Origin of the sequence: Vibrio hepatarius, assembly GCF_001274785.1 — a bacterium.
Classification (GTDB): domain Bacteria; phylum Pseudomonadota; class Gammaproteobacteria; order Enterobacterales; family Vibrionaceae; genus Vibrio; species Vibrio hepatarius.
Window position 1 is genome coordinate 182,628 of sequence record NZ_LHPI01000006.1, and the last position, 26,176, is coordinate 208,803.

Genomic DNA, 26,176 nt, shown 5'->3' on the forward strand with positions numbered 1-26,176 from the left:
ACAATGAAGATACTATCCGTTATTGCTGTCTCGCTCAGCTTGCTTGTTAGCTCTGCATTTGCTGCCCCGCCGAGTTCTTTTTCTAAAGCGAAAAAAGAAGCGGTAAAAATTTATGCCGACCACCCAACCAGTTTCTACTGCGGTTGTGACATTCAGTGGCAAGGTCGTAAAGGCGTGCCAGATTTACAATCGTGTGGTTACGAAGTGCGTAAACAACAAAAACGCGCCTCTCGAATCGAATGGGAACACGTCGTACCAGCTTGGCAGTTTGGCCATCAACGTCAATGTTGGCAAACCGGCGGGCGTAAGAACTGCACTAAGAACGACCAAACTTTCCGCTCAATGGAGGCCGACCTACACAACCTCACCCCTGCCATTGGTGAAGTCAACGGTGACCGTTCCAACTTTAACTTTAGCCAGTGGAATGGCGTCGATGGCGCGACCTACGGGCGATGCGAAGTTCAAGTAAACTTCAAGCAGCGCAAAGTCATGCCACCAGACCGCGCAAAAGGCTCGATTGCACGTACTTATTTGTACATGAGCAAAGAGTACGGATTCAAGCTGTCAAAACAGCAAACCAACCTAATGACTGCTTGGAACAAGCAATATCCGGTCGACGAGTGGGAATGCGAACGCAATCAACGCATTTTCAACGTCCAAGGCAACCACAACCCATATGTGTTTGAGGCCTGCCAAGCACGCTAGTATTGAAGGTGTTTCTTGCAATAAAGAAACACCTTTTCCCCTTGTTTTTTCGCTATAAAGCATCCATGTTAGGAGTTAACTTTAACTCTCTTGCTGGAAGCCTCATGCGAATCCCACGAATTTACCATCCAGAAACCATCCACCAGCTCGGTGAACTATCACTGAGTGAAGACGCAGCGGGACACATTGGTCGCGTTTTGCGCATGAAAGAAGGCCAAGAAGTGCTTCTATTTGATGGTAGCGGTGCTGAATTCCCAGCAGTTATTTCAGGTGTGTCGAAAAAGTCGGTTGAAGTCGAGCTGAAAGAGCGCGTTGAACGCAGTTCCGAGTCTCCGCTTGACCTGCATCTTGGCCAAGTCATTTCGCGTGGCGACAAGATGGAATTTACGATCCAGAAGTCGGTCGAACTAGGGGTGAATACTATTACGCCTCTGATTTCCGAGCGTTGCGGAGTTAAACTCGACCAAAAGCGTTTTGAGAAAAAGCTCGCACAATGGCAGAAGATTGCGATCAGCGCCTGCGAGCAATGTGGACGTAACACGGTGCCGGAAATTCGCCCTATCATGCACCTCGACGAGTGGTGCGCGGAAGAGTACGACGGCCTGAAGCTCAACCTACATCCACGCGCAAAATACTCAATCAATACCCTACCGACCCCGGTTGAAAAAGTTCGTCTATTGATTGGGCCTGAAGGCGGCTTATCGGCAGATGAAATAGCCAAAACCCAAGAGTATCAATTCGAAGAGACGTTGCTTGGCCCACGCGTTTTGCGTACCGAGACCGCGGCTCTGACTGCAATTACTGCCCTTCAAGTTCGTTTCGGCGACCTTGGTTAAACGGAGAAAAATAATGATCAAATTAGGTATCGTAATGGACCCTATCTCGTCCATTAACATCAAGAAAGACTCTAGCTTTGCCATGATGCTTGAAGCGCAGCGCCGCGGCTACGAAATCCACTACATGGAGATGAACGACCTGCACCTTGACCAGGGTGTTGCTGTGGCTGACACCAAAGTAGTTGAGCTGAAAGAAGATCCAAACGGCTGGTACGAGTTCAAATCAGAGCAAACTATCGAGCTTTCTGAGCTAGACGCAGTACTGATGCGTAAAGATCCTCCGTTTGATACCGAGTTCATCTACGCGACTTACATTCTTGAGCGCGCTGAAGAAAAAGGCACCTTGATCGTCAACAAACCGCAGAGCCTGCGTGACTGTAACGAGAAGTTGTTTACCGCGTGGTTCCCTGAACTGACACCAACTACTATCGTGACGCGCAAAGCAGACAAGATCAAAGCGTTCCGCGAAGAGCACGGTGATGTGATCCTTAAACCACTTGACGGTATGGGCGGCGCGTCTATCTTCCGCGTCAAAGAGAACGATCCAAACGTATCAGTGATCATCGAGACATTGACGAACCACGGCCAAAACTACGCCATGGCGCAGACGTTTGTTCCTGATATCAGCAATGGTGACAAGCGCATTTTGGTGGTTGACGGCGAAGCGATGCCTTACTGTTTGGCACGAATTCCTGCCAAAGGCGAGACGCGTGGCAACTTGGCCGCAGGCGGTACAGGTGAAGCACGTCCTCTAAGTGAGACAGATAAACAGATCGCTGCCGCTGTAGCGCCTACACTTAAGGAAAAAGGTCTGATATTCGTTGGCCTAGACGTTATTGGCGATAAACTGACCGAAATTAACGTAACAAGCCCGACGTGTATTCGTGAAATTGAAGCAGCATTTGATATCTCAATTACCGGCAAACTTATGGATGCGATTGAACGTCGTATCAACAAGCAATAAGTATTGCCTTGTGAGTGTTAGGGCGGGAGTTTCCGCCCTGTGATAAGTTGGAGTCTTTATGAATTTAACCAACCATTTCTTAGTGGCGATGCCCGGGATGAAAGATCCCTACTTTCAACGCAGCGTTATCTATGTGTGCGAACACAATGATGAAGGTGCGATGGGTCTAATGATTAATGCTCCAATCGATATCACCGTCGGCAAGATGCTTAAACAGGTCGATGTCCAACCGGTTCACCCGCAACTGCATACCGACAGCTTAGACAAGCCGGTACTCAATGGCGGCCCCGTGTCGAGCGACCGCGGTTTTATCCTCCATCATCCGAAAGACCACTACGAGTCGAGTATTCAGATGACGGATTACCTTTCTGTCACAACTTCCAAAGATATTTTGAGTGTGCTCGGCACAGAGGCTGAGCCTAACAACTACTTGGTGGCGTTGGGCTACTCAGGTTGGGAGGCTGGCCAGTTAGAAAGTGAATTGTCGGAAAACTCATGGTTAACTATCGAAGCTGACCCTGACGTGATTTTCAATACACCAATTAATGAACGTTGGAGCAAAGCGGTACAGATGCTGGGTATTGACGCCTCTCAGCTATCTTGTGAAATTGGCCACGCATAACCAGCAGTAAACACAGAGGATTTATGTCCAGAACCATTATGGCTTTTGACTTTGGTACCAAGAGTATTGGTAGTGCCATCGGCCAAGAAATTACCGGAACCGCGTCTCCGCTAAGAGCTTTTAAAGCCAACGATGGCGTACCAAATTGGGACGATATCGAGAAATTAATCAAAGAGTGGCAACCGAACTTATTAGTGGTAGGTCTACCAACGGACCTACGTGGTAAAGACTTAGAAACCATTACACCTAGGGCAAAAAAATTCGCCAACCGTCTACACGGACGTTTTGGCTTACCGGTCGAGTTGCATGATGAACGCTTATCAACGACCGAAGCGCGTTCTGAACTGTTCGAAATGGGCGGCTATAAAGCACTAAGCAAAGGCAACGTCGACTGCCAGTCAGCGGTGATTATCCTCGAAAGCTGGTTTGAAGCGCAGTGGGGCTAAAGCCATAGCGCTAGCAGCAAAATATAAAAGAAAGGCTTGATGATTTCATCAAGCCTTTCTTTTTTCAGCATAGTGATTAACGACGATTGGTATTAGTTCATATCAATTTTCACGTTCATCAGCGTGCTACTGTTTGGCGCATCACCACGTTGCGTCTTCAGCATCAAACGTAGGTCATTCGCCGAGTCAGCACTGTGCATCGCGTCGTCTTCGTTGATCTTACCGTCGATCACTAATTGGTAGAGAGATTGGTCGAACGTCTGCATGCCGACTTCTTTTGACTTCGCCATGGTTGATTTAAGTTCGTGTAACTCTCCACGGCGGATCAAATCCGAAATTCTTGGGCTGTTAAGCAAGATTTCAAACACCCCATGACGCCCCTGACCGTTTTTATCGCGGATCAGTTGCTGTCCGACGACACCACGCAAGTTCATCGATAGATCAAACAAGAACTGCTCTTTCTGATCTTTCGGCACCAAATGTAGAATACGTTCTAACGCTTGGTTAGCGTTATTGGCGTGGAGTGTCGCCATACACAAGTGACCAGTTTCGGCAAAGGTCATCGCGTATTCCATGGTTTCTCGCGAACGAATCTCACCAATCAGAATCATGTCTGGCGCTTGGCGCAACGAGTTCTTGAGCGCGACTTCATAGCTTTCAGTATCTAAGCCGACCTCTCGCTGCGTCACGATGCAGCGTTGGTGTTCATGGACAAATTCAATCGGGTCTTCGATCGTCAGTATATGCCCCGTACGGTGTCGATTTCGATACCCCGTCATCGCTGCCATAGTGGTGGATTTACCTGAACCTGTTGCACCGACGACCAACACTAGGCCGCGTTTAGCGATCGCCAAATCTTGCAACACATCTGGCAACTTCAGCTCTTCAAACGTCGGGATAGCGGTTTCAATACGACGAATCACTGCACCAGGTAACTCACGCTGGTAAAACGCGGAAACACGATAGCGGCCAAAATCACGCACAATGGCGAAGTTTGCTTCTTTGCTTTCGTCAAACTCGCTCTTACGCTGCGGGTCCATCATATTGGAGAGTAGCGCGTCCACGTCGGCCTGAGAAAGCTTATCACCATGCGCTCGTAACTCACCGTCAACACGGTACAGCACTGGCGCTCCTACCGTAATATACAGGTCAGAAGCTTTCTGATTATTCATTCCCTGAAGGAAAACATTTACGTCCATTTGTGCCTCTATCAATACATGCTGACCGATTCGGACTCGATCTTCTTCGCGACTTCTTCTGGATCAACTCGCCCTTGCGCGATCAACTGTTTGGCATTTTGCTCCATCGTCTGCATCCCGTGTGCCGCACCGGTTTGAATGATCGAGTACATCTGAGCCACTTTATCTTCGCGGATCAAGTTGCGGATCGCTGGTGTCGCCATCATGATCTCGTGGCAAGCGGTACGACCGCCACCGATACGTTTAAGGAGCTTTTGCGCGATAACCGCACGCAGTGATTCTGACAACATCGAGCGAACCATATCTTTATCGCTACCAGGGAAGACATCGATAATACGGTCGATGGTTTTCGCCGCGCTACTGGTGTGCAAAGTACCAAAGACCAAGTGACCTGTTTCCGCTGCGGTCAGTGCCAAGCTGATGGTCTCTTTGTCACGCAACTCACCGACTAGAATTACATCCGGGTCTTCACGCAGCGCACTACGTAGCGCGTTATTAAAGCTGTGGGTATCACGGTGCACTTCTCGCTGGTTGATCAAACATTTGTTATTGGTATGCACAAATTCGATCGGGTCTTCGATAGTCAGAATATGTTTGTTGTGGTGACGATTAACATGATCGACCATCGCCGCTAGGGTAGTCGACTTACCCGAGCCAGTTGGCCCTGTGACTAACACAAGCCCCTTTTCCATGCTGGCGATCTTTTCGAAGATCTGCGGCGCATCCAGTTGTTCTAAGGTTGGGATATCAGTCGGGATGGTACGAAACACAGCAGCACAACCGCGAGACTGGTTAAAGGCGTTAACACGAAAACGTCCAACATTCGGCAGTTCAAAGGAGAAGTCGACTTCCAGACGCTCTTCATATTCGCTGCGTTGTGCGTCGTTCATGATCTCAAAAACCAAACGATGCACGTCAGAATGACTAAAAGCAGGCACGCCGAGCTTTCTTACTTCACCATCTATACGTACCATTGGAGGAACACCCGCAGAAAGATGTAGATCTGACGCGTTATGTTTTACACTAAAATCCAGTAACTCAGTGATATCCATTTATTTTCCTTAAGTAAAATCTGCTATGAACAGTATTCAACAAAATATTGAACAGATCACCTCACAGATAGAAGATGCACAGCAAAAATGCGGACGGCGTCGAGAGTCGGTGAAACTTCTCGCGGTTAGTAAAACAAAACCTGTAGAAGCAATTTTAGACGCTGCTCGCGCAGGTCAGAAAGCTTTTGGTGAAAATTACGTTCAAGAAGGCGCTGATAAAGTCGCTTATTTTAGTGAGCATCACCCTGATTTGTCACTCGAATGGCACTTTATCGGTCCGATTCAGTCGAACAAATCGCGCCACGTCGCCGAAAGTTTTGACTGGGTTCATACCGTCGACCGCGCAAAAATTGCCAAGCGCCTCAACGATCAGCGCCCAACGCACCTGCCTGCTCTACAAGTACTTATCCAAGTCAACACCAGTGGTGAAAGCTCCAAATCTGGCGCAAGCGACGCAGAAATCTTTGAGTTGGCGGAGTTGATTTCTGCCCTTCCCAACCTCACTTTAAGAGGATTGATGTCGATCCCAGCGAACGTCTCGGATTATCAATCTCAACTAGTGGCGTTCAAGCAACTGGCAGAATTGAAAGATAAACTTGCCGCGCGCTACCCTGAGCTCAACCTAGATACACTGTCGATGGGGATGAGTGGTGATATGCAGGCCGCTATTGAAGCGGGCAGCACCATGGTGCGAATTGGAACGGCGATTTTTGGCGCTCGCGACTACAGCTCTAAACAATGAATAATCAGTCGCGATAAGCACAAATAATACACCACAACGGAAAACAGACACATGGAACATAAAAAGATTGCCTTTATCGGTGCGGGTAACATGGTGAGAGCCATTATTTCTGGCTTAGTCGCAGATGGTTATCCAGCGCAAAACATCGTGGCAACCGCGCCTTCAGAGACACGCCGCTTGCCACTAGAGCAAGATTTTGGCATCCGCACCACCAGCGACAACATCTTGGCTGCTACAGAAGCCGATGTGGTGGTTTTGTCTGTGAAGCCACAAATGATGGCAGAAGTATGTGAACCACTACAATCTATCGATTTCAGCAACAAACTGGTGATTTCGATCGCTGCTGGCATCAATTGTTCGCGCTTAAACGAGATGCTGGCAAGCAAATTGAACTTGGTGCGCGTGATGCCAAATACGCCTTCTCAGCTCGGTTTGGGCATGAGCGGCCTGTTTGCTCCTGAGCACGTAGCACATCAAGATAAAGAGTTCGCTGCGCAGTTGATGCAAGCGGTGGGCAAAGTGTGTTGGGTCGAGCAAGAATCTGGTATCAACAACGTTATTGCCGCTGCCGGTAGTGCTCCTGCGTACTTCTTCCTGTTTATGGAAGCCATGCAGGCAGAAGCTATCGCACAAGGGTTTGATAAAGACACTGCGCGCTTACTGGTACAACAATCAGCGCTTGGCGCAGCAAACATGGTGGTTGCCAATCCAGACACTGAATTATCGACATTACGCGAGCAAGTCACGTCGAAAGGCGGTACCACCGCGGAAGCATTACGCACGTTTAACGAGCATCAACTTTCCGATATCGTAGCAAAAGCGATGCAAGCAGCGGTTGCTCGTGCTGAAGAAATGGAAAAACTATTTTAATATTGAGCTTATCGCTCACCGAAGTAAGGGTAACCCATGAATTCAATGAGTTTTCTGATTTCCACCTTTTTTGATTTATACATAATGGTGGTGATCTTACGTATTTGGTTACAGGCTGCACGTGCAGACTTCTATAACCCGTTCTCACAGTTTATCGTTAAAGCAACTCAGCCGGTGATTGGCCCGCTACGTCGAGTGATCCCATCGGTAGGTAATCTCGATTTAGCCACGGTGCTATTCGCGTATGTACTGTGTGTGCTTAAGTTTGTCGTCTTGATCCTTATCGCGTCAAACGGCTCAGTATCGTTCAGTATGGACTTTTTGTTCCTTGGCGCATTATCGCTAGTTAAAGCAGCGGGCGGACTACTATTCTGGGTGTTGTTGATTCGTGCAATCCTAAGCTGGGTAAGCCAAGGTCGTAGCCCAATCGAGTACGTCTTCCACCAGCTAACAGAACCAATGCTAGCGCCAATTCGTCGCGTTATCCCAGCGATGGGCGGCTTTGATTTAAGCGTACTGGTACTGTTTATCGCACTGCAATTCGCCAACATTTTACTCGGAGACTTAATCGGTCCGATGTGGTTCCGACTATAATGATAAAGGCAGTCTGGAAAGATGGCGCAGACCTTGTCCTGCGGCTTTATATTCAACCTAAAGCCAGTCGGGACAAGATTGTTGGTCTGCACGGTGACGAGCTAAAAATCGCCATCACCGCGCCTCCTGTCGACGGAAAAGCCAACGCACATCTGAGTAAGTACCTAGCCAAACAGTTTAAAGTGGCCAAGGGATTAATAAGCATAGAAAAAGGCGAGTTGGGCCGTCACAAACAAGTCAGAGTTCACTCTCCCGTACAAATCCCGCAAGAAATTGAAGCCATCCTTTGATGGCTTTTTGTTTATCGATAGCGTCAAGCGACCAAAGCGTTTGAAGCACAATGTCGCAAAAGGAAGCACTATGAATAAATGGATAATACTGCTGCTCGCAAGCGTGTTTGCCATGCCAAGTTGGGCAGAACAGTTTAAATATATCAAAGACGTTGAGGTGCACTACTCAGCATTCAACTCGACGTTTTTAACCGCAGAAATGGCAAGAAACTACAGCCTGAAACGTAACGGCTATTCAGCTATTTTGAACATCAGCGTATTGGATAACTCTCAAGCAGGAAAGCCAGCGATTACCGCCGATATTTCCGGTAACAGCCGCAACTTGGTCGGTCAAATCCGCCAACTTAACTTCCGCGAAGTGAAAGAAGGCAATGCGATTTACTACCTCGCAGAGTTCCCAGTTTCAGAAGAAGAAAGTCTTACCTTTGATCTCAACGTTAATGCTGGCATTAAAGGCAACGGCACATTAAAGTTCACCCAGAAATTTTACGTGGAAGAGTAGCGCTACTCTTCCCGCACCAATCAGTAAGAGTCATCGATGAAAGAGAAAAAAATTGTATTAGCGACGGGCAACCAAGGTAAGGTCCGTGAAATGGCCGACCTATTGTCGGATTTCGGTTTTGAAGTGATGGCGCAAAGTGAGTTTAACGTTTCGGAAGTGGCTGAAACTGGCACCACTTTTATCGAAAACGCGATCATCAAAGCTCGCCATGCCGCGAAAGAAACTGGCTTAGCTGCTATTGCCGATGACTCAGGTCTAGAAGTCGATTATCTGCAAGGCGCTCCGGGTATTTACTCTGCTCGCTATGCGGGTGAGAACGCTACTGACCAGCAGAACCTAGAAAAGCTGCTGGACGCGATGCAAGGCGTACCAGAAGCCGAGCGTACGGCTCGTTTCCACTGCGTACTGGTACTGATGCGCCACGAAAACGACCCTACACCGATTGTTTGCCACGGTAAGTGGGAAGGCCGCATCCTGACGCAAGCTCATGGTGACAACGGCTTTGGTTACGACCCTGTGTTCTACGTCCCTGAAGATGATTGTGCTTCTGCAGAGCTGGAACCGGTACGCAAAAAACAACTTTCTCACCGTGGCAAAGCGCTCAAGCAACTGTTTGCTACCCTGTCTGAGCAGCAATAATGAGCCAACTGACGCCTCCTGCTTTAAGCCTTTATGTACACATCCCGTGGTGTGTGCAAAAGTGTCCGTACTGCGACTTTAACTCGCACGCACTCAAAGCTGAGATCCCAGAGCAGCAGTACATTGCCGCACTATTGGAAGACCTCGACAGCGACATCGGACGCTACCAGCTCAAGGCTAATCCGCGTCCGCTGCATTCGATTTTTATCGGTGGTGGTACGCCGAGCCTTATATCTGCTGAAGGCATCGCCGAGCTGCTGAAAGGCATTGAGCAGCGTATTCCCTTCAAGCCTGAGATTGAGATCACCATGGAGGCCAACCCAGGCACGATTGAAGCCGAGCGTTTCGCTGGCTACCGCAAAGCCGGTGTGACGCGTATATCTATCGGCGTGCAGAGTTTCGAGCAATCAAAACTCGAACGGTTGGGGCGGATTCATGGTCAGGACGAAGCGGTCAATGCGGCCAAATTGGCGCACCAGATCGGCCTGAACAGCTTTAATCTCGACTTGATGCACGGTTTGCCAGACCAATCAGTCGAGCAAGCTCTGGCGGACTTGGATAAAGCGATTGAGCTTAACCCGCCTCATTTGTCGTGGTATCAGCTCACTATCGAGCCCAACACCATGTTCTACTACAAGCCTCCGACGCTCCCCGACGACGATGACCTGTGGGACATTTTTGAGCTCGGCCATAAAAAACTAGCCGCAGCGGGCTACGTACAGTACGAGATTTCTGGCTACAGCAAACCAGGTTATCAGTGCCAACACAACCTCAACTACTGGCGTTTTGGCGATTACCTCGGCATCGGCTGTGGCTCTCACGGCAAGCTAAGTTTTGCAGATGGGCGCATCATTCGCACCACGAAAGTGAAGCATCCCAAAGGTTATTTGGCGGCGTATCAGAATATGGTCAAGCCGTACTTAGATAGCGAAGTGAATGTCGCCGAGCAAGACCGTCCATTTGAGTTCTTTATGAACCGTTTTAGATTGATGGAAGCGTGTCCGAAACAAGACTTCATTGATACTACTGGATTGGGCTTTGATGCGATTCAATCGACGATCGACTGGGCAAAAGAGATGGAGTACCTGAGTGAGTCAGAGACACACTGGCAAATCACCGAGAAAGGTAAACTGTTTTTAAACGACTTGCTTGAAGCCTTTATGACTGAAGACGAGGACTAGTCCTCTTTCATCAGCTCTGCGTCCATCACTTCCCACACATGCAGGGCAAAGTAAGTACGATAAGGCGTCACTGACTGAAGAATCTCATCAGCACTGACGCCCTGTTGCTCCGCCATACGCTCCAGTCCACGTTTCAACGCCAGATCGCCATCAGACCAAACATCCGGATGGGCAAAGAAAAACATCAGCGCCATTTCGGCAGTCCATTGCCCGACGCCCCACAACTGCACCAGTTGCTCAGTAATGAACTGTGCGTCGTCGCTTTGATGTACCGATGGGCAGATAATGCCTTCTTTCAACGCATGGTTGATGCCTAGCAAGGTTTTGACTTTGGCGTTAGACAAACCACAACTTCTGAGCGTGTCGTAGTGTTCGTCCACCAGCAACGCATCCAATCCGCCTTGCTGTGACTGCGCCTCTACACGGTGCCATATGGTTTTCGCTGCGGTGACAGACAACTGCTGCCCCGCAACCGCGCGGCTCAAATACGCAAGGAACTGCTCTGGCGGCTGCTTCTCGATATGCTGTGGACCGTTGCTGCTGACCATTGCGTGCAACACAGGATACGCGACCAGCTTACTCAACAAGTCCGCGTGGATCTTTTTCGAATCTAGCTTTGCCATAACGCCTCCTTGCGTACGATAGTTTAAGTCTAGAAGATAGAGCGGCCGATACGCTCAGAAAGCAACTCCAGCGCTTTGGTGCCCGCGAGCGAGTTACCCGATGGGTCAAGCTCTGGTGACCACACAGCGATGGTCATTTCGCCCGGTACGATAGCGATAATACCGCCGCCGACACCGGATTTCCCCGGCATACCGACGCGGTAGGCGAACTCACCCGCGCCATCGTACAAACCACACGTTGCCAACAGCGCATTGAGCTGCTTGGTTTGCGTTGGTGTGATCACTGGCTTACCCGTTTGCACCGACGTCCCTTTGTTGGCCAAATAGCTAAATGTTTTGGCGAGGTCAACACAGCTCATTCTTAGCGCACAAGCGTGGAAGTAGTTGTTGAGTACTGGGATCACTTCGTTTTCAAAGTTGCCAAATGAGCGCATCAAATAAGCAATCGCCGCGTTTCTGTCACTGTGCATCATTTCTGAAGCGGCAACCACCTTGTCGTAACAGATATGTGTATCACCAGAAAGCTGACGTACAAACTCCAACAAACGCTGACGCGGCGCCGATAAGCGGCTATTCAGCAAATCAGCCACCACAATCGCACCAGCGTTGATGAAAGGGTTACGCGGGATGCCCTGCTCCATCTCCAACTGGATCAGCGAGTTAAACGCCTGTCCAGACGGCTCTTTCCCCACGCGCGTCCAAATCTCTTCGGGTTTATAGAGGCACATCGCCAAGGTCAGGCTCAGCGCTTTAGAAATGGATTGAATCGAGAACGACTCATCTGAGTCGCCGGCTTTGATCACTTCCCCCTGATTGGTAAATACCGCGATCCCCAACTTATCTGCCGGAACTTTGGCTAATGCGGGAATGTAGTCAGCGACTTTCCCGTGACCAATAAGAGGACGAACTTCACTTAGGATTTCAGCTAAAATTTCTTTTGTTGGTTTCATTACTTACCTATTTATCGAAGGCTTATTATTTTTCTTATAGGGTAAAAAAAGCCAACATCGCGAAATGTTGGCTTTCCTTGTCATTCAACTATCTTTGCGCAGTAAGTGCTTATTTTACGCGCTTATATTTGATATCCCACACGCCGTGCCCCAAACGGTGACCGCGCGCTTCAAATTTCGTTAACGGACGCTCTTCAGGACGAGGAACAAAGTCACCGTCTTCCGCGATATTCTCAAAACCAGGTGCTTGATTCATGACTTCAACCATGTGTTCCGCGTAGTTTTCCCAGTCCGTCGCCATGTGGAAAATACCTTCGCCGATGATAAGCTTCTGGCGCACCATCTCTGCAAACTCAAGCTGCACGATACGACGTTTGTGGTGACGCTTTTTGTGCCATGGGTCTGGGAAGAACAGTTGCAGTGTCGCTAGGCTGCTATCTGGAATCATATTCGCAAATACTTCCACCGCGTCATGGCACATCACACGTAGGTTAGTGACGCCAGCTTCACGTGCATCAGATAGGCACGCACCCACACCTGGGCTATGTACTTCGATACCAATGAAGTTCTTCTCTGGAGCATTCTTTGCCATTTCAACTAAAGATGCACCCATACCAAAACCAATTTCTAGTACCACAGGGTTGTCGTTACCGAACACTTCTTTCCAATCAAGAAGCTGCTCTTGATAGTCGATACCCATGGTCGGCCAACACTCTTTCATCGCGTTTTCTTGACCTTTGGTCAAACGACCCTCGCGTCGAACAAAGCTGCGAACTTTGCGTATCAGTTTACCGTCTTCGTTGTATTCGTTAGTGGTCACTTCACTCATGATTTTGCCTGTCTAAAAATTGGTCTCGCCTCAAAGGGATTGTGATTATCCAAAGAATAGCCACAGGTGCAAGTCTTTTCCCTAAATTCCACGCCAACATATAGCGCGATTAACTCCACAAACATAACCACACACTTTGTCGGTTGTACAAGTTGCCTAAATTGTGGTGCAATTTTGCTATACAAATATTAAACACAGAGCAAGTCGTGACCCCTTTTGCCAAAGCCATATTAGATTGGTACGACGCCTATGGGAGAAAAAACCTCCCGTGGCAACAAAACAAGAGCGCTTACAGTGTCTGGTTGTCTGAAATCATGCTTCAGCAAACTCAAGTCGCCACTGTTATTCCTTATTACCAGCGTTTTCTCGAACGCTTTCCGACCGTGGTAGACCTCGCCAACGCTGAGCAAGATGAAGTTTTGCACCTGTGGACTGGACTGGGTTATTACGCTCGCGCGCGTAACTTGCACAAAGCCGCAAAAATGGTGGCTGAGCAGTACGGTGGGGAGTTCCCGCTCGATATCGAACAGATGAATGCACTTCCTGGAATCGGACGATCTACCGCTGCGGCGATTCTGTCTTCTGTCTATAAGCAGCCACACGCGATCCTAGACGGCAACGTTAAACGTACGCTAGCGCGCTGTTTTGCCGTTGAAGGCTGGCCGGGGCAAAAGAAGGTCGAGAACCAACTCTGGTTACACGCTGAAGAACACACACCAAATAGCGACGTAGATAAATACAATCAAGCGATGATGGACATGGGCGCGATGGTGTGTACTCGCAGCAAACCTAAGTGTTCGCTATGCCCTGTCGCCTCAATGTGTGTTTCTAACAGACAAGGTAACCCGTTAGATTACCCAGGGAAAAAGCCGAAGAAAGAGAAACCGGTAAAAGAGACTTGGTTTATCATGCTGCACCATGACAACCATATCTGGCTTGAGCAGCGTCCTCAGTCGGGCATTTGGGGCGGTCTATTCTGCTTCCCTGAAAACAGTAATGCCGAACTCGACCATTCGCTTTCACTACGCGGCGTGCAAACACCAGATATCAGCGAGCAAAAACAGTTGATCGCCTTTAGACATACTTTCAGCCACTACCACCTTGATATCACGCCAATTTTGGTAGAGCTGTCAAAGCAACCCGACGTGGTAATGGAAGGAAGCAAAGGTCTTTGGTATAACTTATCCAAACCTGAAGAGATCGGCCTGGCGGCTCCAGTAAAACAGTTACTGGAAAGCCTACCGTTTGAACTTCAATCAGAACATATTTAAGGAGTCATCATGAGCCGCACTGTATTTTGTGCTCGACTACAAAAAGAAGCCGAAGGCTTAGACTTTCAGCTGTACCCGGGTGAACTGGGTAAACGCATCTTCGACAACATCTCTAAACAGGCATGGGCTGAGTGGCAACACAAACAGACAATGCTGATCAATGAGAAAAAACTCAACATGATGGATCCTGAGCACCGCAAACTGATCGAAACAGAAATGGTTAACTTCCTGTTCGAAGGTAAAGACGTGCACATCGAAGGTTACACGCCACCGAGCGAGTAATCATCCTTTTGGTGGATAGTTTCAAAAAAGACATCACTGCGCTGCATTGGTGTCTTTTTTGTACCGATCTGACTCGCTATCGTAATTATACCAATCGTAGTAAATAACTGTTCATTCTAGCTTGTTAAAATACTCGATAACTGCGTTAAAATTTTTGATGGTAGAATAACTACTTATCGAAAAATTTTGCCTTGTTCTCAAGCATTTTTCCTACGCTATTTCTGACCATTTACTTACTGTGATTGGTATTAGAGGAGCGATAGCATGGTATTGAGATATTTATGAGAAAGTTAGCTTACTTGCTATTTGCTTTGACGCTAGTCGGATGCAGTCGAGAGTTCATCGAAGGCATGTACGATGTCAATTACGAGCCTACCAACCGCTTTGCTCGCAACCTTGCCGAGTTACCCGGACAATTTGAGAAAGATACCGCGGCACTCGACGCGCTGATCGACAGTTTCTCCGGTAATATCGAAAAGCGTTGGGGCAAAAGTGAAGTCAAATTCGCCGGTAAGAGCAACTACGTTAAATACATTGATAACTACATGAGTCGCTCAGAGGTCAATTTTGATAAAGGCTTGATAACGATTGAAACCGTGTCGCCAACCGACCCGAAAGGCCACCTCAAAAATGCCATCATCACCACCCTACTGACGCCAGATGATCCTGCTCAGGTGGATTTGTTCTCCTCTAAAGATATTCGCTTGGAAGGCCAACCCTTCCTTTACCGTCAGGTCGTCGACCAAGACAGACAGCCAATTCAGTGGTCATGGCGCGCTAACCGTTTCGCCGACTACCTGATCGCCAACAAAATCAAAGTAAAAGACGTCGACTTTAAGAAAGCCTACTACGTCGAGATCCCAATGGTCGCGGAGCAGCTTGAGATCCGCAGTTATAAATACGCTGACATCGTGCGCCGCGCATCGAAGAAATACGATATTCCTGAAGACCTGATCTACGCGATCATCAAAACCGAAAGCAGCTTCAACCCTTATGCGGTGAGCTGGGCAAACGCTTATGGCCTAATGCAAGTTGTACCGAAAACCGCGGGACGTGATGTATTTAAGCTGGTTAAAAAGCGTTCTGGTGAACCGACACCAAAGTACTTGTTTAACCCAGAGAACAATATCGATACAGGTACAGCCTATTTCTACATTCTCAAAAACCGTTACCTGAGAGACGTGAACCATCCAACATCGCTTGAATACAGCATGATCTCGGCTTACAACGGTGGTACAGGTGGCGTATTGAACACCTTTAACCGTAAAGACCGAAAACGAGCGATGAGAGATTTGAACTCACTGCAACCCAATCAGGTTTATTGGGCACTCACCAAGAAGCATCCAAACGCAGAAGCACGCCGATACTTGGAAAAAGTGACTAATTACAAGAAGCAATTTAACCAAGGTAAGACTTAAGCGCCAAAAACGCCTAAATTATCGGCAGTTAACCACTTTTTTGAATTTTTTTCTAAAAACAAGTTGACGGCAAGACCGAAAATCCGTTTAATAGCGCTCCGTCGCCCGGATAGCTCAGTCGGTAGAGCAGAGGATTGAAAATCCTCGTGTCGGTGGTTCGATTCCGCCTCCGGGCACCACAATTTCTTGATTGTTGGTGCTTTGCAACGAACAGTTAGTAAAAGAATAAAGTGTGCCGACTTAGCTCAGTAGGTAGAGCAACTGACTTGTAATCAGTAGGTCACCAGTTCGATTCCGGTAGTCGGCACCATTCTTTTGCCTCGATAGCTCAGTCGGTAGAGCAGAGGATTGAAAATCCTCGTGTCGGTGGTTCGATTCCGCCTCGAGGCACCATTATTTGGTGCTTCACTTTGAAAGAAGTGACACAAATAATTCCCCCTTAGTTCAGTTGGTAGAACGGCGGACTGTTAATCCGTATGTCGCAGGTTCGAGTCCCGCAGGGGGAGCCATATTAGAGAAAGCCTCATCACACGATGAGGCTTTTTCGTATCTAATGATCCTGCTTTGCTCCAAAGTAATGTCTCAGCCGACAAGACAACGGTAAAAACTCTCTCTAATCTCCAGATAATTTTCACGCATACTTCACACGATTCGCAGCGGTTACAAAAACAGTCGTGACTACAATCTCAGATCTCAATAAAAAATTCGCATATGACTTATTTCGAGGCAAGAATTAAATCATCTGGTCATGCAAAAGTTGTAGTGGCAGCTTTACTTTATGCATACCGCGGAAGTCGCAGTAATCCATGCCCTACTCGATTACTACAATGTGAGAAGTAAAAACGATGAAATTAAAAACACAAGCGTATTTGTTATCAGCAATTATTCTTGCCTCTTTGCTTGCGCTCACTGCATCCGGTCTATGGACCCTGCGCGTCGCGAGTAACTTGGACAACAAGGCTCGAGTCACCGAATTGTTCAACAGTGCCTACAGTATTCTGACCGAAGTGGAAAAGATGTCGCTCGACGGCACACTGGAAGAAAACGAAGCGAAAGCTCTCGCAACGCGATTACTGCGCAATAACATCTACAAAGACAATGAGTACGTTTACGTCGCTGACGAGAACATGACCTTTGTCGCCACACCACTCGATCCTCAGTTGCACGGCACCAGCTTTAATGACTTTAAAGACGGTGACGGCAATAGTGTGGGTCAACTTATTCAGAAGGTACTCGGAAATTCGACTGGAAAACTAATCGAATACACTTGGACCCAGAAACAAGCTGACGGCTCTATCGAAGACAAACTCTCCATCGCCCAGCGTACGCCGGTATGGGGCTGGGTTGTCGGCACCGGTATCGGTTTCAATGAAGTCAACGCGCGCTTTTGGTCAACAGCACAATGGAAACTTGCGATGTGTTTCATTATCGCGAGCGCGATATTAGCGGTCTTGATTTTCTCTATCCGCCGCATGCTAAATCTGCTCGGTGGCGAGCCACAAGATGTGCGTAATGCGGTTCAGTCAGTAGCACAAGGCAACATTCAAGCAAGCTTTGCCCAGCCAGCACCGGCAGGCAGTATCTATGAAGCGGTACAGAACATGAGCCAATCGCTCGCCCAATTGGTATCGAACCTTGATAGTTCAATGCACGCACTACGCAACGAGCTATCTCACGTGGAGCATCGCTCAGCAAGCATTAGCCAGTTGACCGACTATCAGCAACAATCGACCGAGATGATCGCGACGGCGATGACTGAAATGGCCTCTTCTGCTAACAACGTCGCCGATTCTGCGCGTAACACAGCACAAAACACCGATGAAGCTGATAAACAGTCACAACATACTCAACAGCTGATCCACAGTACGGTAGACAACATTCAGGGGTTGGCAGGTGAGCTTAATGCTGCAAGCCAAGCCGTCGCTAACCTCGATAACGATGTGAACAATATCGTCAAAGTATTAGATGTGATTGGTGATATCGCAGAGCAGACTAACTTGTTAGCACTTAACGCCGCCATCGAAGCTGCGCGCGCCGGCGAACAAGGTCGTGGATTTGCGGTTGTCGCGGATGAGGTTCGTAACCTCGCAGGTCGAACCCAAGACAGCACCAAAGAGATCCAGCAAATGATCACCAACTTGCAAGCCGGCTCTCGCAACGCGATCAGCACCATGCAAGTGTGTGCCGAAACCAGTGAAAGCACAGTAATTGAATCGCAGAACGCATCTGAGGCACTAAAACAGGTCGTGTTTGCTCTGGAAACAATCAGCCAAATGAGCCATCAAATTGCCACCGCAGCGGCCGAGCAGACACAAGTGAGTGACGATATTTCACAGCGAATCAACATGATTGAAGAGAGCGGCACCAAGCTGAGCAACGTTGTTGTTGAGAGTCACAACAGCACGCAATCCTTGACTCATATGGCGAATGAGCTTGAAAACTGGTTAAGCAAGTTTACGGTTAAGCAGTAATTAGTCTCTTAAACAATAAAAAGCACGCTTAAAGGCGTGCTTTTTTCCGATCAAAGTTAAACTATTCCTGTGTTTGTACGTATAACTTCTATTGCTCTCTATACACTTCCTCGCCAAAATGAGCAAAAACAGCCCACTAAGTATAGAAAAACATCAAACGATATTTTTTTTGCATTTTAGTGTTGACCTTAAACACGAAAAGCCGTTTAATACACCTCGTCGCCCGGATAGCTCAGTCGGTAGAGCAGAGGATTGAAAATCCTCGTGTCGGTGGTTCGATTCCGCCTCCGGGCACCACAATTTCTTAATTGTTGGTGCTTTGCACGAACAATAGTAAAAAGAATAAAGTGTGCCGACTTAGCTCAGTAGGTAGAGCAACTGACTTGTAATCAGTAGGTCACCAGTTCGATTCCGGTAGTCGGCACCATTCATTCTTGTTTGAAAGATAATTCCCCCTTAGTTCAGTTGGTAGAACGGCGGACTGTTAATCCGTATGTCGCAGGTTCGAGTCCCGCAGGGGGAGCCACTTTCAGTCAATAAGCTTTTAGCTTGTTGATGATAAAGGCGCCGACTTAGCTCAGTAGGTAGAGCAACTGACTTGTAATCAGTAGGTCACCAGTTCGATTCCGGTAGTCGGCACCACCTTTTCCCCCTTAGTTCAGTTGGTAGAACGGCGGACTGTTAATCCGTATGTCGCAGGTTCGAGTCCCGCAGGGGGAGCCATATTAGAGAAAGCCTCATCACACGATGAGGCTTTTTCGCATCTAATGCTCCTGCTTTGTTCCAAAGCAATGTCTCAGCCGAAACGTCGGGCCGCATTGAGTCCTGCAGAGCTAGACATATTAGAAAAACTTCATCATTTGATAAGGCTTTTTCGTATCTGCCCTACTCTCATTTCGCTCTTGTCATCGTTGTAAGCCACTAGTTTGCTTGGAAGCATATTCCCCCTAGCAATGCCCTTCATGCGCCCAAAATAACTTACAGAGCGCGTATAACAGGCACAAAAAAGCGTGCGACCTGCGCACGCTTTTCAAGATAAGTTGTTATTAGCTTTGTCGTTACTTAGCTTGGTTTAGCTGCTTAACTTCTGCATCTAACTCTTCTAATTTGGCTTTCATTTGATCACGGCAGATGTTTGCTAGTTCACGAACTTGCTCTTTGCGATAACCTTCTGTACTCACCGGTGGCAGCATCTCAACAATCACATGACCGTTGTTCCAGCGGTTAAACTTAATGTCACTAGTCGTGCTACACACAATAGGAATAATTGGTAACTCAGCACCGATTGCCGCGTGAAACGCGCCCGTTTTAAATGGCATTAAGCCACGACCACGAGAGCGTGTCCCTTCTGGGAACATCCAAACTGATACGTCACTTTGTTTAAGGTTATCTACGACTTGGTCAATCGTGCCTTTCGCTTTCGAACGGTTACCACGGTCGATAAGGATGTTACCTGTCAGCCAGTACAGTTGCCCAAACAAAGGCATCCAAGCTAGGCTCTTTTTACCAACTGTCACCACTTTTGGGGTCACCGCAGAAGAAACGGTAAACAAGTCCCAGTTATTCTGGTGGTTAGCGATGTAGACATGCTGGCCACGGTTGTACGCATCTTCTGGAATACGCAGTTCTAGCTTGATGCCGAATACACGAGACATTTTGCCAAATAGTCGACCAAAGGTGAAAACATGCTTAGGGTTACGTGGGCTAAGTAGGCAGTAGCCACAGCCAAACACAAACATAACAATTGCAAACACAGCAACTGCTAGTACACGTAATAGTGCAATCATTGTTGTTCTCCGAGAACACGGTGAGTCAAAAATTATTTGCCATGACTCTAACTGATCTAATGTTCATAAAAAAGCCGAAACTTGCGTTTCGGCTTACAAATGTTAGCTGAAGGCTAATTTTAGTCGCGGAAACGTTCGATCTTCGCGCCTAAAACACTTAGCTTATCTTCAATCTTGTCGTAACCACGGTCGATGTGGTAAATGCGGTCAACGATAGTTTCGCCTTGAGCGATACAACCAGCGATAACTAAACTCGCTGAAGCGCGTAAGTCTGTCGCCATTACTTGTGCACCGCTTAAGTGGTCACAGTCGCCACAAATTACGGTGTTACCTTCGATTTCTGCTTTCGCGCCCATACGCATCAGCTCAGGAACATGCATAAAGCGGTTCTCAAAGATGGTTTCGGTAATCACACCGCCACCTTTCGCCATTAGGTTCAATAGCGTGAACTGTGCTTGCATATCGGTTGGGAAACCTGGGTGTGGTGCAGTTCGCACGGTCACAGCCTTAAGCTCACGCCCGGTCATATCGAGTGAAATCCAGTCTTCACCAGATTCCACTTTAGCACCCGCTTCTTCTAGCTTAGCCAGTACCGCTTCCAGTAGATGCGCGCTGGTATTGCGACATACCACTTTACCGCCTGATACCGCAGCAGCCACTAAGAAAGTACCGGTTTCAATGCGGTCAGCAACGACAGCGTGTTTACCACCACCAAGGCGTTCAACACCTTCAATCGTGATCGTATCTGTACCTGCACCTGAGATCTTAGCGCCAAGCTTGTTAAGGAAATCGGCTGTATCAACAATCTCTGGTTCACGCGCTGCGTTATCCAGCACTGTTTTGCCTTCAGCAAGCGTCGCAGCACACATGATCGTAATCGTTGCGCCTACGCTCACTTTGTCCATCACAATGTGTGCGCCTTTCAAGCGGCCGTCTACGTTTGCTTTAACGTAACCGTCTTCCAGGGTGATCGTTGCACCCAACTGCTCTAATCCGTGGATATGTAAATCAACGGGACGAGCACCGATAGCACAGCCACCTGGTAAAGAAACCTGACCTTGACCAAAACGAGCTACTAGAGGACCTAGAGCCCAGATAGAAGCACGCATGGTTTTCACCAAGTCGTATGGCGCGCAGTATTCGTTGATGCTGCCCGCATCGACGTAAACTGAACCGTTACGCTCAACTTTTGCACCTAGGCGCTTAAGCAGCTCCATGGTGGTGTCAATATCACGAAGGTGTGGCACGTTCGCCACTTCTACTGGCTCTTCTGCCAAGATAGACGCAAATAAAATCGGTAGTGCTGCGTTTTTAGCACCTGAAATGGTGACTTCACCAACTAAAGGGGTTGAAGAACCCGTAACTCGAAACTTTTCCATTAATAAACCTTACAGTGACATCAACTTCTTATCACGAGCCCACTCATCAGGAGTGTAAGCTTTGATTGATACCGCATGAATGTCATTTCTTTTGATGTAATCCATCAGAGGAGCGTAAATCATTTGTTGTTTCTTAACGCGGCTCATTCCTTCGAAACAAGCATCAACAGCGACCACCTCGTAGTGGCTACCTTCGCCTTTCACGTGTAGCTCTTCTAGGTTTAGTTCTTGTTCTAAAATCTGTTGTACTTTTGCGCTGTCCACAATTCACCCCTGTTTAATTCTTTAAATGCCCGCCAAGATACTCTTCGACATTACTAAGCTGAAATAGCGTTTTCAGTTGTTTTGGCACGAAGCTGAGCATTATATGACAGTTTTGCTTTTTTGCATGCTCTATTAAATGAATTAACAGTACCATACCCGCAGAATCAACACGTTTAACCTGCTCCATATTCACCTCGATGCGTGAGGATTCAGGTTGCCATTGTTGTACTGCCTGCCATATTTTCGGCACTGAGTCGCGGTTCAGCGAACCGGTGATCAGGTAGCTATCGTCTGACTGCTTTTGCCATTGCGAGTCTGTCATTGCGCTGGGCTCTCAAACTGGATTGGCTTGGCTGCAAGCTCTTTCAGGTCTTTCGCCACGGCTGAAATGCCTTCTTGGCGCAGTTTTCCGTTCCACTCAGATTGTTTGCTTGATAGTAGGCTGATGCCTTCCGCAATCATGTCAAACGCTTCCCACTCACCAGAGCGTTTATCCTTACGCAGCTTAAATTCCAGCTTGATGTTTGGTCGCGGCGAATCAATGATTTCCACTTTGATCCCCGTAATCGACTTTGACGGGTCCAGTTTTGGCTCAGGACCAAACTGAATTTCTTGGTCGCTGTACTTCGTCAAAACTTGAGCGTAAGAGCTGATCAAATAACTACGAAACGCTTCGATAAACTCCGCAACATCTTCGCGCTTAGCGCCTTTTAGATTGGTACCCAGTAGCTTTAATGCCGCGTACTTGTCGTTGACATAAGGCATCAATTCTTCTTCAACCACAACCTTCAGGTAGTCTGGGTTTTGCTGAATCTTAGGTTGCTCTGCCTTCAAACGGCTAAACGCTTTTTCCGACACCTGTTTCATCATTTCATACGGCTGAGTTTTATCTACTTCTGCCGCTATCACCTGAAATGAAAAAAAGACTGAAACAAGAGTAAGTACTAACTTTTTCAACATACTATCCGCCTATTCACTCGCTGAGTCGCCGCCAACGCTATACAGCACTTGACCAATCAAATCTTCTAAAACCATTGCTGATTTGGTGTCTTCGATAAAATCACCGTCCACCAGCATCTGTTCATCTTCAAACACGAAGCCTGGTGTCAGCCCGATGTATTGTTCACCAATCAAACCGGATGTCAGGATCTTCACGCTCGACGTTTCTGGGAACTGGTTGTAATCACTGTTGATTGACATCGTCACAACAGGCAATAGCGACTCAGTGTCTAAACCGATTTCAGTCACTCGGCCAATCACAACGCCACCCACCTTCACTGGTGAACGAACTTTAAGACTGCCGATATTGTCGAATTCTGCCTTTAGAGTGTAAGTATCGTTGGAGCCGAAGCCTTTAACGTCAGCGACTTGAAAAATCATTACTAGAATTGCGCAAATTCCAGCAAGAACAAAGCTACCTACCCAAAGTTCTATTTTTCTTGTTTGTTGCATGCTTAGTTCCCAAACATCAGTGCGGTGAGTACAAAGTCGAGACCCAGTACTGCCAGTGAAGAGTGTACAACAGTGCGAGTCGTCGCTCGGCTGATTCCAGCCGAAGTCGGAGTCGCATCGTATCCATTAAATAACGCAATCCAAGTTACCGTGATAGCAAACACCAAGGCCTTAACCATGCTATTACCGATATCTTGACCTAATTCGACAGAGGCTTGCATCGCAGACCAGAAGCTGCCGTGGTCGATTCCTTTCCAATCAACCCCGACGAGTTGGCCGCCCCAGATGCCGACCGCCATAAAGATCATTGCCAGCAACGGCATCGAGATAACCCCAGCCCAAAAACGCGGCGCAATCACACGTTTAAGTGGGTCTACGGCCATCATTTCCATGCTAGAAAGTTGCTCGGTGGCTTTCATCAAACCGATTTCCGCGGTCAATGCAGAACCAGCACGGCCAGCAAACAATAGTGCCGTAACCACAGGGCCCAGTTCACGCAGTAACGACAATGCCACCATTTGGCCTAATGCGCCTTCCGCGCCGAAGTCGACCAGAATGACGTAGCCTTGCAAGCTGAGCACCATACCAATAAACAATCCCGACAAGACGATAATGATCAGTGACTGCACACCCACGCTATAAAGCTGTTTAACCAGCAGCGGGAAGTTTTGTATCGGCTTCGGTCGCGTAACAATAGCGCCAAACAGCATCAAGCTGGCGCGACCAAACGATTCGAGCACCGATAAGGCGCGACGTCCGCTTCCAGCGACGAAATTTGCAATATCAGCCATCATTGAAACAACTCCGCACCAATCGGCTTCGCTGGATATCTAAATGGAACCGGGCCATCCGCTTTACCTTTAAGAAATTGTTGAACCTGAGGGTTAGGATTAGTTCGAATCTCATCTGGAGAACCACAGGCAATCACTTTACCGTCCGCCAGAATGTAGACCCAATCAGCAATGCTCATCACTTCAGGCACGTCGTGGGATACGACAATTGACGTAACCCCCAGCGCTTGGTTGAGGTTACGAATCAACTCCACCAGCACACCCATTGTAATCGGGTCTTGGCCGACAAACGGCTCGTCATACATGATTAAATCAGGGTCAAGAGCAATCGCGCGAGCAAGCGCAGCACGGCGAGCCATACCACCAGAGAGTTCACTCGGCATTAGTTCTGCAGCGCCACGTAAGCCAACCGCTTCTAATTTAAGTAGCACCAGAGTGCGGATCAGCGTTTCGTCTAATTGAGTATGCTCGCGAAGAGGGAAAGCGACGTTATCAAAAACGTTCAGGTCGGTAAAAAGTGCCCCTGACTGGAACAGCATGCTCATCTTTTTACGTTCAGTGTAGAGTTGTTTGCGGCTTAATCTTGGGATGTCTTTACCGTCAAACCAAATATTGCCTGATTCAGGAGCGATCTGCCCACCAATCAGACGCAATAACGTGGTCTTGCCTATCCCTGACGGGCCCATGATTGCGGTCACTTTTCCTTTGGGCACGTGCAAGCTGATATTATCAAATATCTTGCGCTCCCCGCGGGAGAACGTTAACTGCTCAACAGTTACTAGGTCGTCTGATGTCATCGCAAACTCTTATTCGTTCTCTATGAATGGGCAATCATAAGCAGATTCATTTTGAATTAAAAGCACTGTTCGATTAATTGTGATTATATAAATAAAGCTTAATTCATTTTCCTCAGCCATAAGACAAAGATTTGAATCGCATCATTGGTTAACAATTTATTCGATCAACCGCTTCCCTTTTATAGGCCAAAGCGTCAAAATTGACGGTTAAATTCTTTCAATTGTCTAAATTAGGATGTGTCATGTTTGAAGCCGTTGCGTTTCTCGTTATCGGATTAGTATTTTTGGTTTGGAGTGCAGACAAGCTGGTTTTCGGCGCTGCAGCATTAGCTCGCAATGTCGGTATTTCACCATTAGTTATCGGTATGACTATCCTCGCAATGGGCTCTTCGGCACCAGAAATGATGGTATCGGCAACCGCAGCACTTGACGGTAAAACCGATACTGCGGTCGGTAACGTGCTGGGCTCAAACATCGCTAACATCGCGTTGATCTTGGGTATTACTGCACTAATCAAGCCGCTATCGATTAGCTCTGCGGTATTACGCCGTGAACTGCCACTGATGGTTGGTGTAACTATTTTAGCCGGTGTCTTACTTTGGGACAGCCATTTAGGCTTTTATGAAGGTATCCTATTGTTTGTGCTATTTGCCGCTTTCATCGTCGCGATGCTACGCATTAGCCAAAAAGAAAAGTCCGGTGGAAAGCCTGATCCTCTGTTGGAAGAGCAAGAGTCTGAAGTTCCAGAAGGCGTGAGCAACATGAAAGCAGGCGTCTGGGTCGTTATTGGTCTTATCGTCTTGCCTCTTGCGGCAGATATGTTAGTCGACAACGCCGTGATTATTGCGCAGTACTTCGGTATGAGTGACCTAGTAATCGGTCTGACCATCATCGCCGTTGGCACCAGCCTGCCTGAACTGGCCGCCTCTCTTGCCGGCGTAATGAAAGGTGAAGACGACATGGCGGTAGGTAATATCATCGGCTCAAACGTATTCAATATTCTTGCCGTGATGGGTATTCCAGGCATTTTAAACCCGTCAATTTTAAGTGAATATGCGATGGGACGTGATTTCTGGGTTATGCTAGGCGTCTCTTTATTATTGGTTGCGATGGCTTTAGGTAAATCACGCAGCATCAACCGCGTTGAAGGTGCGGTTCTCTTCCTCTGCTTTATCGGATACCAAAGCTACCTTATTCTTAACATGACAGCGTAATCGCTA

30 protein-coding genes and 9 tRNA genes are annotated in these 26,176 nt (G+C 47.9%); 26 read left to right on the plus strand and 13 right to left on the minus strand.

What is annotated here, in order from left to right; translation table 11 throughout:
- Positions 1 to 3: 3 nt before the first annotated feature.
- The 5 genes from endA (at position 4) to ruvX (ending at position 3,573) form a co-directional block, all read left to right on the plus strand.
- A complete protein-coding gene (endA, locus tag AKJ31_RS09140) occupies positions 4 to 705 on the plus strand; it encodes a deoxyribonuclease I (RefSeq protein WP_053408796.1) in 702 nt (233 codons plus the stop codon).
- A gap of 104 nt (positions 706 to 809) precedes the next feature.
- Positions 810 to 1,541: a 16S rRNA (uracil(1498)-N(3))-methyltransferase gene (gene rsmE, locus AKJ31_RS09145; protein ID WP_053408797.1), complete on the plus strand. Its 732-nt coding sequence runs from the start codon at positions 810 to 812 to the stop codon at positions 1,539 to 1,541.
- 13 nt (positions 1,542 to 1,554) lie between these two features.
- Complete coding sequence (gene gshB / locus AKJ31_RS09150; protein ID WP_053408798.1) at positions 1,555 to 2,505, plus strand: glutathione synthase; 951 nt, start codon at positions 1,555 to 1,557, stop codon at positions 2,503 to 2,505.
- 58 nt (positions 2,506 to 2,563) lie between these two features.
- Positions 2,564 to 3,127 carry a YqgE/AlgH family protein gene (locus tag AKJ31_RS09155; RefSeq protein ID WP_053408799.1) on the plus strand — a complete coding sequence of 188 codons (564 nt, stop codon included), beginning with the start codon at positions 2,564 to 2,566 and terminating at the stop codon, positions 3,125 to 3,127.
- Between the two features lie 23 nt (positions 3,128 to 3,150).
- Positions 3,151 to 3,573, plus strand: a complete 423-nt coding sequence (gene ruvX / locus AKJ31_RS09160) for a Holliday junction resolvase RuvX (protein WP_053408800.1) — start codon at positions 3,151 to 3,153, stop codon at positions 3,571 to 3,573.
- Positions 3,574 to 3,665: 92 nt separating this feature from the next.
- Here ruvX and AKJ31_RS09165 read toward each other — a convergent pair whose 3' ends face one another.
- Together AKJ31_RS09165 and AKJ31_RS09170 are read right to left on the minus strand one after the other, a co-directional pair.
- Positions 3,666 to 4,772 (minus strand): PilT/PilU family type 4a pilus ATPase, encoded by a 1,107-nt coding sequence (locus AKJ31_RS09165; protein ID WP_053408801.1) that lies wholly within the window; start codon positions 4,770 to 4,772, stop codon positions 3,666 to 3,668.
- An 11-nt stretch (positions 4,773 to 4,783) separates the two neighbouring features.
- Positions 4,784 to 5,824: a type IV pilus twitching motility protein PilT gene (locus tag AKJ31_RS09170; protein WP_053408802.1), complete on the minus strand. Its 1,041-nt coding sequence runs from the start codon at positions 5,822 to 5,824 to the stop codon at positions 4,784 to 4,786.
- A gap of 25 nt (positions 5,825 to 5,849) precedes the next feature.
- Between AKJ31_RS09170 and AKJ31_RS09175 the strand changes: the two genes are divergently transcribed.
- The 7 genes from AKJ31_RS09175 to hemW all read left to right on the plus strand — a co-directional run bounded on the left by AKJ31_RS09175 (position 5,850) and on the right by hemW (position 10,642).
- A complete protein-coding gene (locus AKJ31_RS09175; RefSeq protein ID WP_053408803.1) occupies positions 5,850 to 6,566 on the plus strand; it encodes a YggS family pyridoxal phosphate-dependent enzyme in 717 nt (238 codons plus the stop codon).
- A 51-nt stretch (positions 6,567 to 6,617) separates the two neighbouring features.
- Positions 6,618 to 7,436, plus strand: coding sequence for a pyrroline-5-carboxylate reductase (proC, locus tag AKJ31_RS09180; protein WP_053408804.1), 819 nt, complete (start codon positions 6,618 to 6,620; stop codon positions 7,434 to 7,436).
- A 36-nt stretch (positions 7,437 to 7,472) separates the two neighbouring features.
- Complete coding sequence (locus AKJ31_RS09185; RefSeq protein WP_053408805.1) at positions 7,473 to 8,030, plus strand: YggT family protein; 558 nt, start codon at positions 7,473 to 7,475, stop codon at positions 8,028 to 8,030.
- Complete coding sequence (gene yggU / locus AKJ31_RS09190; protein ID WP_053408806.1) at positions 8,030 to 8,320, plus strand: DUF167 family protein YggU; 291 nt, start codon at positions 8,030 to 8,032, stop codon at positions 8,318 to 8,320. Before AKJ31_RS09185 ends, yggU begins: the two co-directional genes overlap by 1 nt.
- Before the next feature lie 70 nt (positions 8,321 to 8,390).
- Positions 8,391 to 8,822: a DUF4426 domain-containing protein gene (locus tag AKJ31_RS09195; protein WP_053408807.1), complete on the plus strand. Its 432-nt coding sequence runs from the start codon at positions 8,391 to 8,393 to the stop codon at positions 8,820 to 8,822.
- Positions 8,823 to 8,858: 36 nt separating this feature from the next.
- Positions 8,859 to 9,461 (plus strand): XTP/dITP diphosphatase, encoded by a 603-nt coding sequence (locus AKJ31_RS09200; RefSeq protein WP_053408808.1) that lies wholly within the window; start codon positions 8,859 to 8,861, stop codon positions 9,459 to 9,461.
- Positions 9,461 to 10,642 (plus strand): radical SAM family heme chaperone HemW, encoded by a 1,182-nt coding sequence (gene hemW / locus AKJ31_RS09205; RefSeq protein ID WP_053408809.1) that lies wholly within the window; start codon positions 9,461 to 9,463, stop codon positions 10,640 to 10,642. Before AKJ31_RS09200 ends, hemW begins: the two co-directional genes overlap by 1 nt.
- Here hemW and AKJ31_RS09210 read toward each other — a convergent pair.
- The 3 genes from AKJ31_RS09210 to trmB all read right to left on the minus strand — a co-directional run bounded on the left by AKJ31_RS09210 (position 10,639) and on the right by trmB (position 13,044).
- Positions 10,639 to 11,265, minus strand: a complete 627-nt coding sequence (locus tag AKJ31_RS09210) for a DNA-3-methyladenine glycosylase family protein (protein ID WP_053408810.1) — start codon at positions 11,263 to 11,265, stop codon at positions 10,639 to 10,641. The two genes, hemW and AKJ31_RS09210, sit on opposite strands and share 4 nt — an antisense overlap.
- A gap of 29 nt (positions 11,266 to 11,294) precedes the next feature.
- Positions 11,295 to 12,215, minus strand: a complete 921-nt coding sequence (gene glsB, locus AKJ31_RS09215; RefSeq protein ID WP_053408811.1) for a glutaminase B — start codon at positions 12,213 to 12,215, stop codon at positions 11,295 to 11,297.
- A gap of 109 nt (positions 12,216 to 12,324) precedes the next feature.
- The gene (trmB, locus tag AKJ31_RS09220) at positions 12,325 to 13,044 is read right to left on the minus strand and encodes a tRNA (guanosine(46)-N7)-methyltransferase TrmB (RefSeq protein WP_053408812.1); all 720 of its coding nucleotides are present in this window, start codon (positions 13,042 to 13,044) and stop codon (positions 12,325 to 12,327) included.
- A gap of 206 nt (positions 13,045 to 13,250) precedes the next feature.
- Between trmB and mutY the strand changes: the two genes are divergently transcribed.
- The 13 genes from mutY (at position 13,251) to AKJ31_RS09285 (ending at position 19,209) form a co-directional block, all read left to right on the plus strand.
- Positions 13,251 to 14,315: an A/G-specific adenine glycosylase gene (mutY, locus tag AKJ31_RS09225; RefSeq protein ID WP_053408813.1), complete on the plus strand. Its 1,065-nt coding sequence runs from the start codon at positions 13,251 to 13,253 to the stop codon at positions 14,313 to 14,315.
- Positions 14,316 to 14,324: 9 nt separating this feature from the next.
- On the plus strand, positions 14,325 to 14,597 hold the full coding sequence (locus AKJ31_RS09230) for an oxidative damage protection protein (RefSeq protein ID WP_053408814.1): 273 nt from the start codon (positions 14,325 to 14,327) through the stop codon (positions 14,595 to 14,597).
- Between the two features lie 281 nt (positions 14,598 to 14,878).
- Complete coding sequence (gene mltC, locus AKJ31_RS09235; RefSeq protein ID WP_053408815.1) at positions 14,879 to 16,015, plus strand: membrane-bound lytic murein transglycosylase MltC; 1,137 nt, start codon at positions 14,879 to 14,881, stop codon at positions 16,013 to 16,015.
- A 103-nt stretch (positions 16,016 to 16,118) separates the two neighbouring features.
- Positions 16,119 to 16,194: transfer RNA gene (locus AKJ31_RS09240), tRNA-Phe, on the plus strand.
- Between the two features lie 55 nt (positions 16,195 to 16,249).
- A tRNA-Thr gene (locus tag AKJ31_RS09245) sits at positions 16,250 to 16,325 on the plus strand.
- Positions 16,326 to 16,332: 7 nt separating this feature from the next.
- Positions 16,333 to 16,408, plus strand: a tRNA-Phe gene (locus AKJ31_RS09250).
- A 40-nt stretch (positions 16,409 to 16,448) separates the two neighbouring features.
- Positions 16,449 to 16,524, plus strand: a tRNA-Asn gene (locus tag AKJ31_RS09255).
- A 336-nt stretch (positions 16,525 to 16,860) separates the two neighbouring features.
- Complete coding sequence (locus tag AKJ31_RS09260) at positions 16,861 to 18,486, plus strand: methyl-accepting chemotaxis protein (protein ID WP_053408816.1); 1,626 nt, start codon at positions 16,861 to 16,863, stop codon at positions 18,484 to 18,486.
- A gap of 221 nt (positions 18,487 to 18,707) precedes the next feature.
- Positions 18,708 to 18,783: transfer RNA gene (locus AKJ31_RS09265), tRNA-Phe, on the plus strand.
- A 54-nt stretch (positions 18,784 to 18,837) separates the two neighbouring features.
- Positions 18,838 to 18,913: transfer RNA gene (locus AKJ31_RS09270), tRNA-Thr, on the plus strand.
- A 23-nt stretch (positions 18,914 to 18,936) separates the two neighbouring features.
- Positions 18,937 to 19,012: transfer RNA gene (locus AKJ31_RS09275), tRNA-Asn, on the plus strand.
- 40 nt (positions 19,013 to 19,052) lie between these two features.
- A tRNA-Thr gene (locus AKJ31_RS09280) sits at positions 19,053 to 19,128 on the plus strand.
- A gap of 5 nt (positions 19,129 to 19,133) precedes the next feature.
- A tRNA-Asn gene (locus tag AKJ31_RS09285) sits at positions 19,134 to 19,209 on the plus strand.
- A gap of 335 nt (positions 19,210 to 19,544) precedes the next feature.
- On the opposite strand, the gene AKJ31_RS09290 is transcribed toward AKJ31_RS09285, so the two are convergent.
- From AKJ31_RS09290 to mlaF, 8 genes are all read right to left on the minus strand, one after another.
- Positions 19,545 to 20,273, minus strand: a complete 729-nt coding sequence (locus AKJ31_RS09290; protein ID WP_053408817.1) for a 1-acylglycerol-3-phosphate O-acyltransferase — start codon at positions 20,271 to 20,273, stop codon at positions 19,545 to 19,547.
- A gap of 119 nt (positions 20,274 to 20,392) precedes the next feature.
- Complete coding sequence (gene murA, locus AKJ31_RS09295; RefSeq protein ID WP_053408818.1) at positions 20,393 to 21,652, minus strand: UDP-N-acetylglucosamine 1-carboxyvinyltransferase; 1,260 nt, start codon at positions 21,650 to 21,652, stop codon at positions 20,393 to 20,395.
- Between the two features lie 9 nt (positions 21,653 to 21,661).
- Positions 21,662 to 21,916: a BolA family iron metabolism protein IbaG gene (gene ibaG, locus AKJ31_RS09300; protein ID WP_053408819.1), complete on the minus strand. Its 255-nt coding sequence runs from the start codon at positions 21,914 to 21,916 to the stop codon at positions 21,662 to 21,664.
- Positions 21,917 to 21,929: 13 nt separating this feature from the next.
- Complete coding sequence (locus AKJ31_RS09305; protein ID WP_053408820.1) at positions 21,930 to 22,238, minus strand: STAS domain-containing protein; 309 nt, start codon at positions 22,236 to 22,238, stop codon at positions 21,930 to 21,932.
- Positions 22,235 to 22,876 (minus strand): phospholipid-binding protein MlaC, encoded by a 642-nt coding sequence (gene mlaC / locus AKJ31_RS09310; RefSeq protein WP_053408821.1) that lies wholly within the window; start codon positions 22,874 to 22,876, stop codon positions 22,235 to 22,237. The genes AKJ31_RS09305 and mlaC overlap by 4 nt, the downstream gene beginning before the upstream one ends.
- A gap of 9 nt (positions 22,877 to 22,885) precedes the next feature.
- Entirely contained in the window at positions 22,886 to 23,368 is a 483-nt protein-coding gene (gene mlaD, locus AKJ31_RS09315; RefSeq protein WP_053408822.1) for an outer membrane lipid asymmetry maintenance protein MlaD, read from the minus strand.
- Between the two features lie 2 nt (positions 23,369 to 23,370).
- The gene (gene mlaE / locus AKJ31_RS09320) at positions 23,371 to 24,159 is read right to left on the minus strand and encodes a lipid asymmetry maintenance ABC transporter permease subunit MlaE (protein WP_416340955.1); all 789 of its coding nucleotides are present in this window, start codon (positions 24,157 to 24,159) and stop codon (positions 23,371 to 23,373) included.
- Entirely contained in the window at positions 24,159 to 24,956 is a 798-nt protein-coding gene (gene mlaF, locus AKJ31_RS09325; protein WP_053408824.1) for a phospholipid ABC transporter ATP-binding protein MlaF, read from the minus strand. Before mlaF ends, mlaE begins: the two co-directional genes overlap by 1 nt.
- A 242-nt stretch (positions 24,957 to 25,198) precedes the next feature.
- On the opposite strand from mlaF, the gene AKJ31_RS09330 reads away from it, so the two are divergent.
- The gene (locus AKJ31_RS09330) at positions 25,199 to 26,170 is read left to right on the plus strand and encodes a calcium/sodium antiporter (protein ID WP_053408825.1); all 972 of its coding nucleotides are present in this window, start codon (positions 25,199 to 25,201) and stop codon (positions 26,168 to 26,170) included.
- Positions 26,171 to 26,176: the final 6 nt, after the last annotated feature.

Bases quoted from the DNA above. Each gene is read 5' to 3' on its own strand.
- AKJ31_RS09155 (WP_053408799.1), top strand. From the start codon at position 2,564: ATGAATTTAACCAACCATTTCTTAGTGGCGATGCCCGGGATGAAAGAT.
- AKJ31_RS09290 (WP_053408817.1), bottom strand. From the start codon at position 20,273: ATGATTGCACTATTACGTGTACTAGCAGTTGCTGTGTTTGCAATTGTT.
- AKJ31_RS09330 (WP_053408825.1), top strand. From the start codon at position 25,199: ATGTTTGAAGCCGTTGCGTTTCTCGTTATCGGATTAGTATTTTTGGTT.
- mlaC (WP_053408821.1), bottom strand. From the start codon at position 22,876: ATGTTGAAAAAGTTAGTACTTACTCTTGTTTCAGTCTTTTTTTCATTT.
- AKJ31_RS09195 (WP_053408807.1), top strand. From the start codon at position 8,391: ATGAATAAATGGATAATACTGCTGCTCGCAAGCGTGTTTGCCATGCCA.
- mlaD (WP_053408822.1), bottom strand. From the start codon at position 23,368: ATGCAACAAACAAGAAAAATAGAACTTTGGGTAGGTAGCTTTGTTCTT.
- AKJ31_RS09305 (WP_053408820.1), bottom strand. From the start codon at position 22,238: ATGACAGACTCGCAATGGCAAAAGCAGTCAGACGATAGCTACCTGATC.
- AKJ31_RS09260 (WP_053408816.1), top strand. From the start codon at position 16,861: ATGAAATTAAAAACACAAGCGTATTTGTTATCAGCAATTATTCTTGCC.
- ruvX (WP_053408800.1), top strand. From the start codon at position 3,151: ATGTCCAGAACCATTATGGCTTTTGACTTTGGTACCAAGAGTATTGGT.
- hemW (WP_053408809.1), top strand. From the start codon at position 9,461: ATGAGCCAACTGACGCCTCCTGCTTTAAGCCTTTATGTACACATCCCG.
- glsB (WP_053408811.1), bottom strand. From the start codon at position 12,215: ATGAAACCAACAAAAGAAATTTTAGCTGAAATCCTAAGTGAAGTTCGT.
- AKJ31_RS09210 (WP_053408810.1), bottom strand. From the start codon at position 11,265: ATGGCAAAGCTAGATTCGAAAAAGATCCACGCGGACTTGTTGAGTAAG.
- proC (WP_053408804.1), top strand. From the start codon at position 6,618: ATGGAACATAAAAAGATTGCCTTTATCGGTGCGGGTAACATGGTGAGA.
- trmB (WP_053408812.1), bottom strand. From the start codon at position 13,044: ATGAGTGAAGTGACCACTAACGAATACAACGAAGACGGTAAACTGATA.
- AKJ31_RS09175 (WP_053408803.1), top strand. From the start codon at position 5,850: ATGAACAGTATTCAACAAAATATTGAACAGATCACCTCACAGATAGAA.
- murA (WP_053408818.1), bottom strand. From the start codon at position 21,652: ATGGAAAAGTTTCGAGTTACGGGTTCTTCAACCCCTTTAGTTGGTGAA.
- mlaF (WP_053408824.1), bottom strand. From the start codon at position 24,956: ATGACATCAGACGACCTAGTAACTGTTGAGCAGTTAACGTTCTCCCGC.
- AKJ31_RS09185 (WP_053408805.1), top strand. From the start codon at position 7,473: ATGAATTCAATGAGTTTTCTGATTTCCACCTTTTTTGATTTATACATA.
- mlaE (WP_416340955.1), bottom strand. From the start codon at position 24,159: ATGGCTGATATTGCAAATTTCGTCGCTGGAAGCGGACGTCGCGCCTTA.
- endA (WP_053408796.1), top strand. From the start codon at position 4: ATGAAGATACTATCCGTTATTGCTGTCTCGCTCAGCTTGCTTGTTAGC.
- AKJ31_RS09200 (WP_053408808.1), top strand. From the start codon at position 8,859: ATGAAAGAGAAAAAAATTGTATTAGCGACGGGCAACCAAGGTAAGGTC.
- yggU (WP_053408806.1), top strand. From the start codon at position 8,030: ATGATAAAGGCAGTCTGGAAAGATGGCGCAGACCTTGTCCTGCGGCTT.
- AKJ31_RS09170 (WP_053408802.1), bottom strand. From the start codon at position 5,824: ATGGATATCACTGAGTTACTGGATTTTAGTGTAAAACATAACGCGTCA.
- AKJ31_RS09230 (WP_053408814.1), top strand. From the start codon at position 14,325: ATGAGCCGCACTGTATTTTGTGCTCGACTACAAAAAGAAGCCGAAGGC.
- rsmE (WP_053408797.1), top strand. From the start codon at position 810: ATGCGAATCCCACGAATTTACCATCCAGAAACCATCCACCAGCTCGGT.
- AKJ31_RS09165 (WP_053408801.1), bottom strand. From the start codon at position 4,772: ATGGACGTAAATGTTTTCCTTCAGGGAATGAATAATCAGAAAGCTTCT.
- gshB (WP_053408798.1), top strand. From the start codon at position 1,555: ATGATCAAATTAGGTATCGTAATGGACCCTATCTCGTCCATTAACATC.
- mltC (WP_053408815.1), top strand. From the start codon at position 14,879: ATGAGAAAGTTAGCTTACTTGCTATTTGCTTTGACGCTAGTCGGATGC.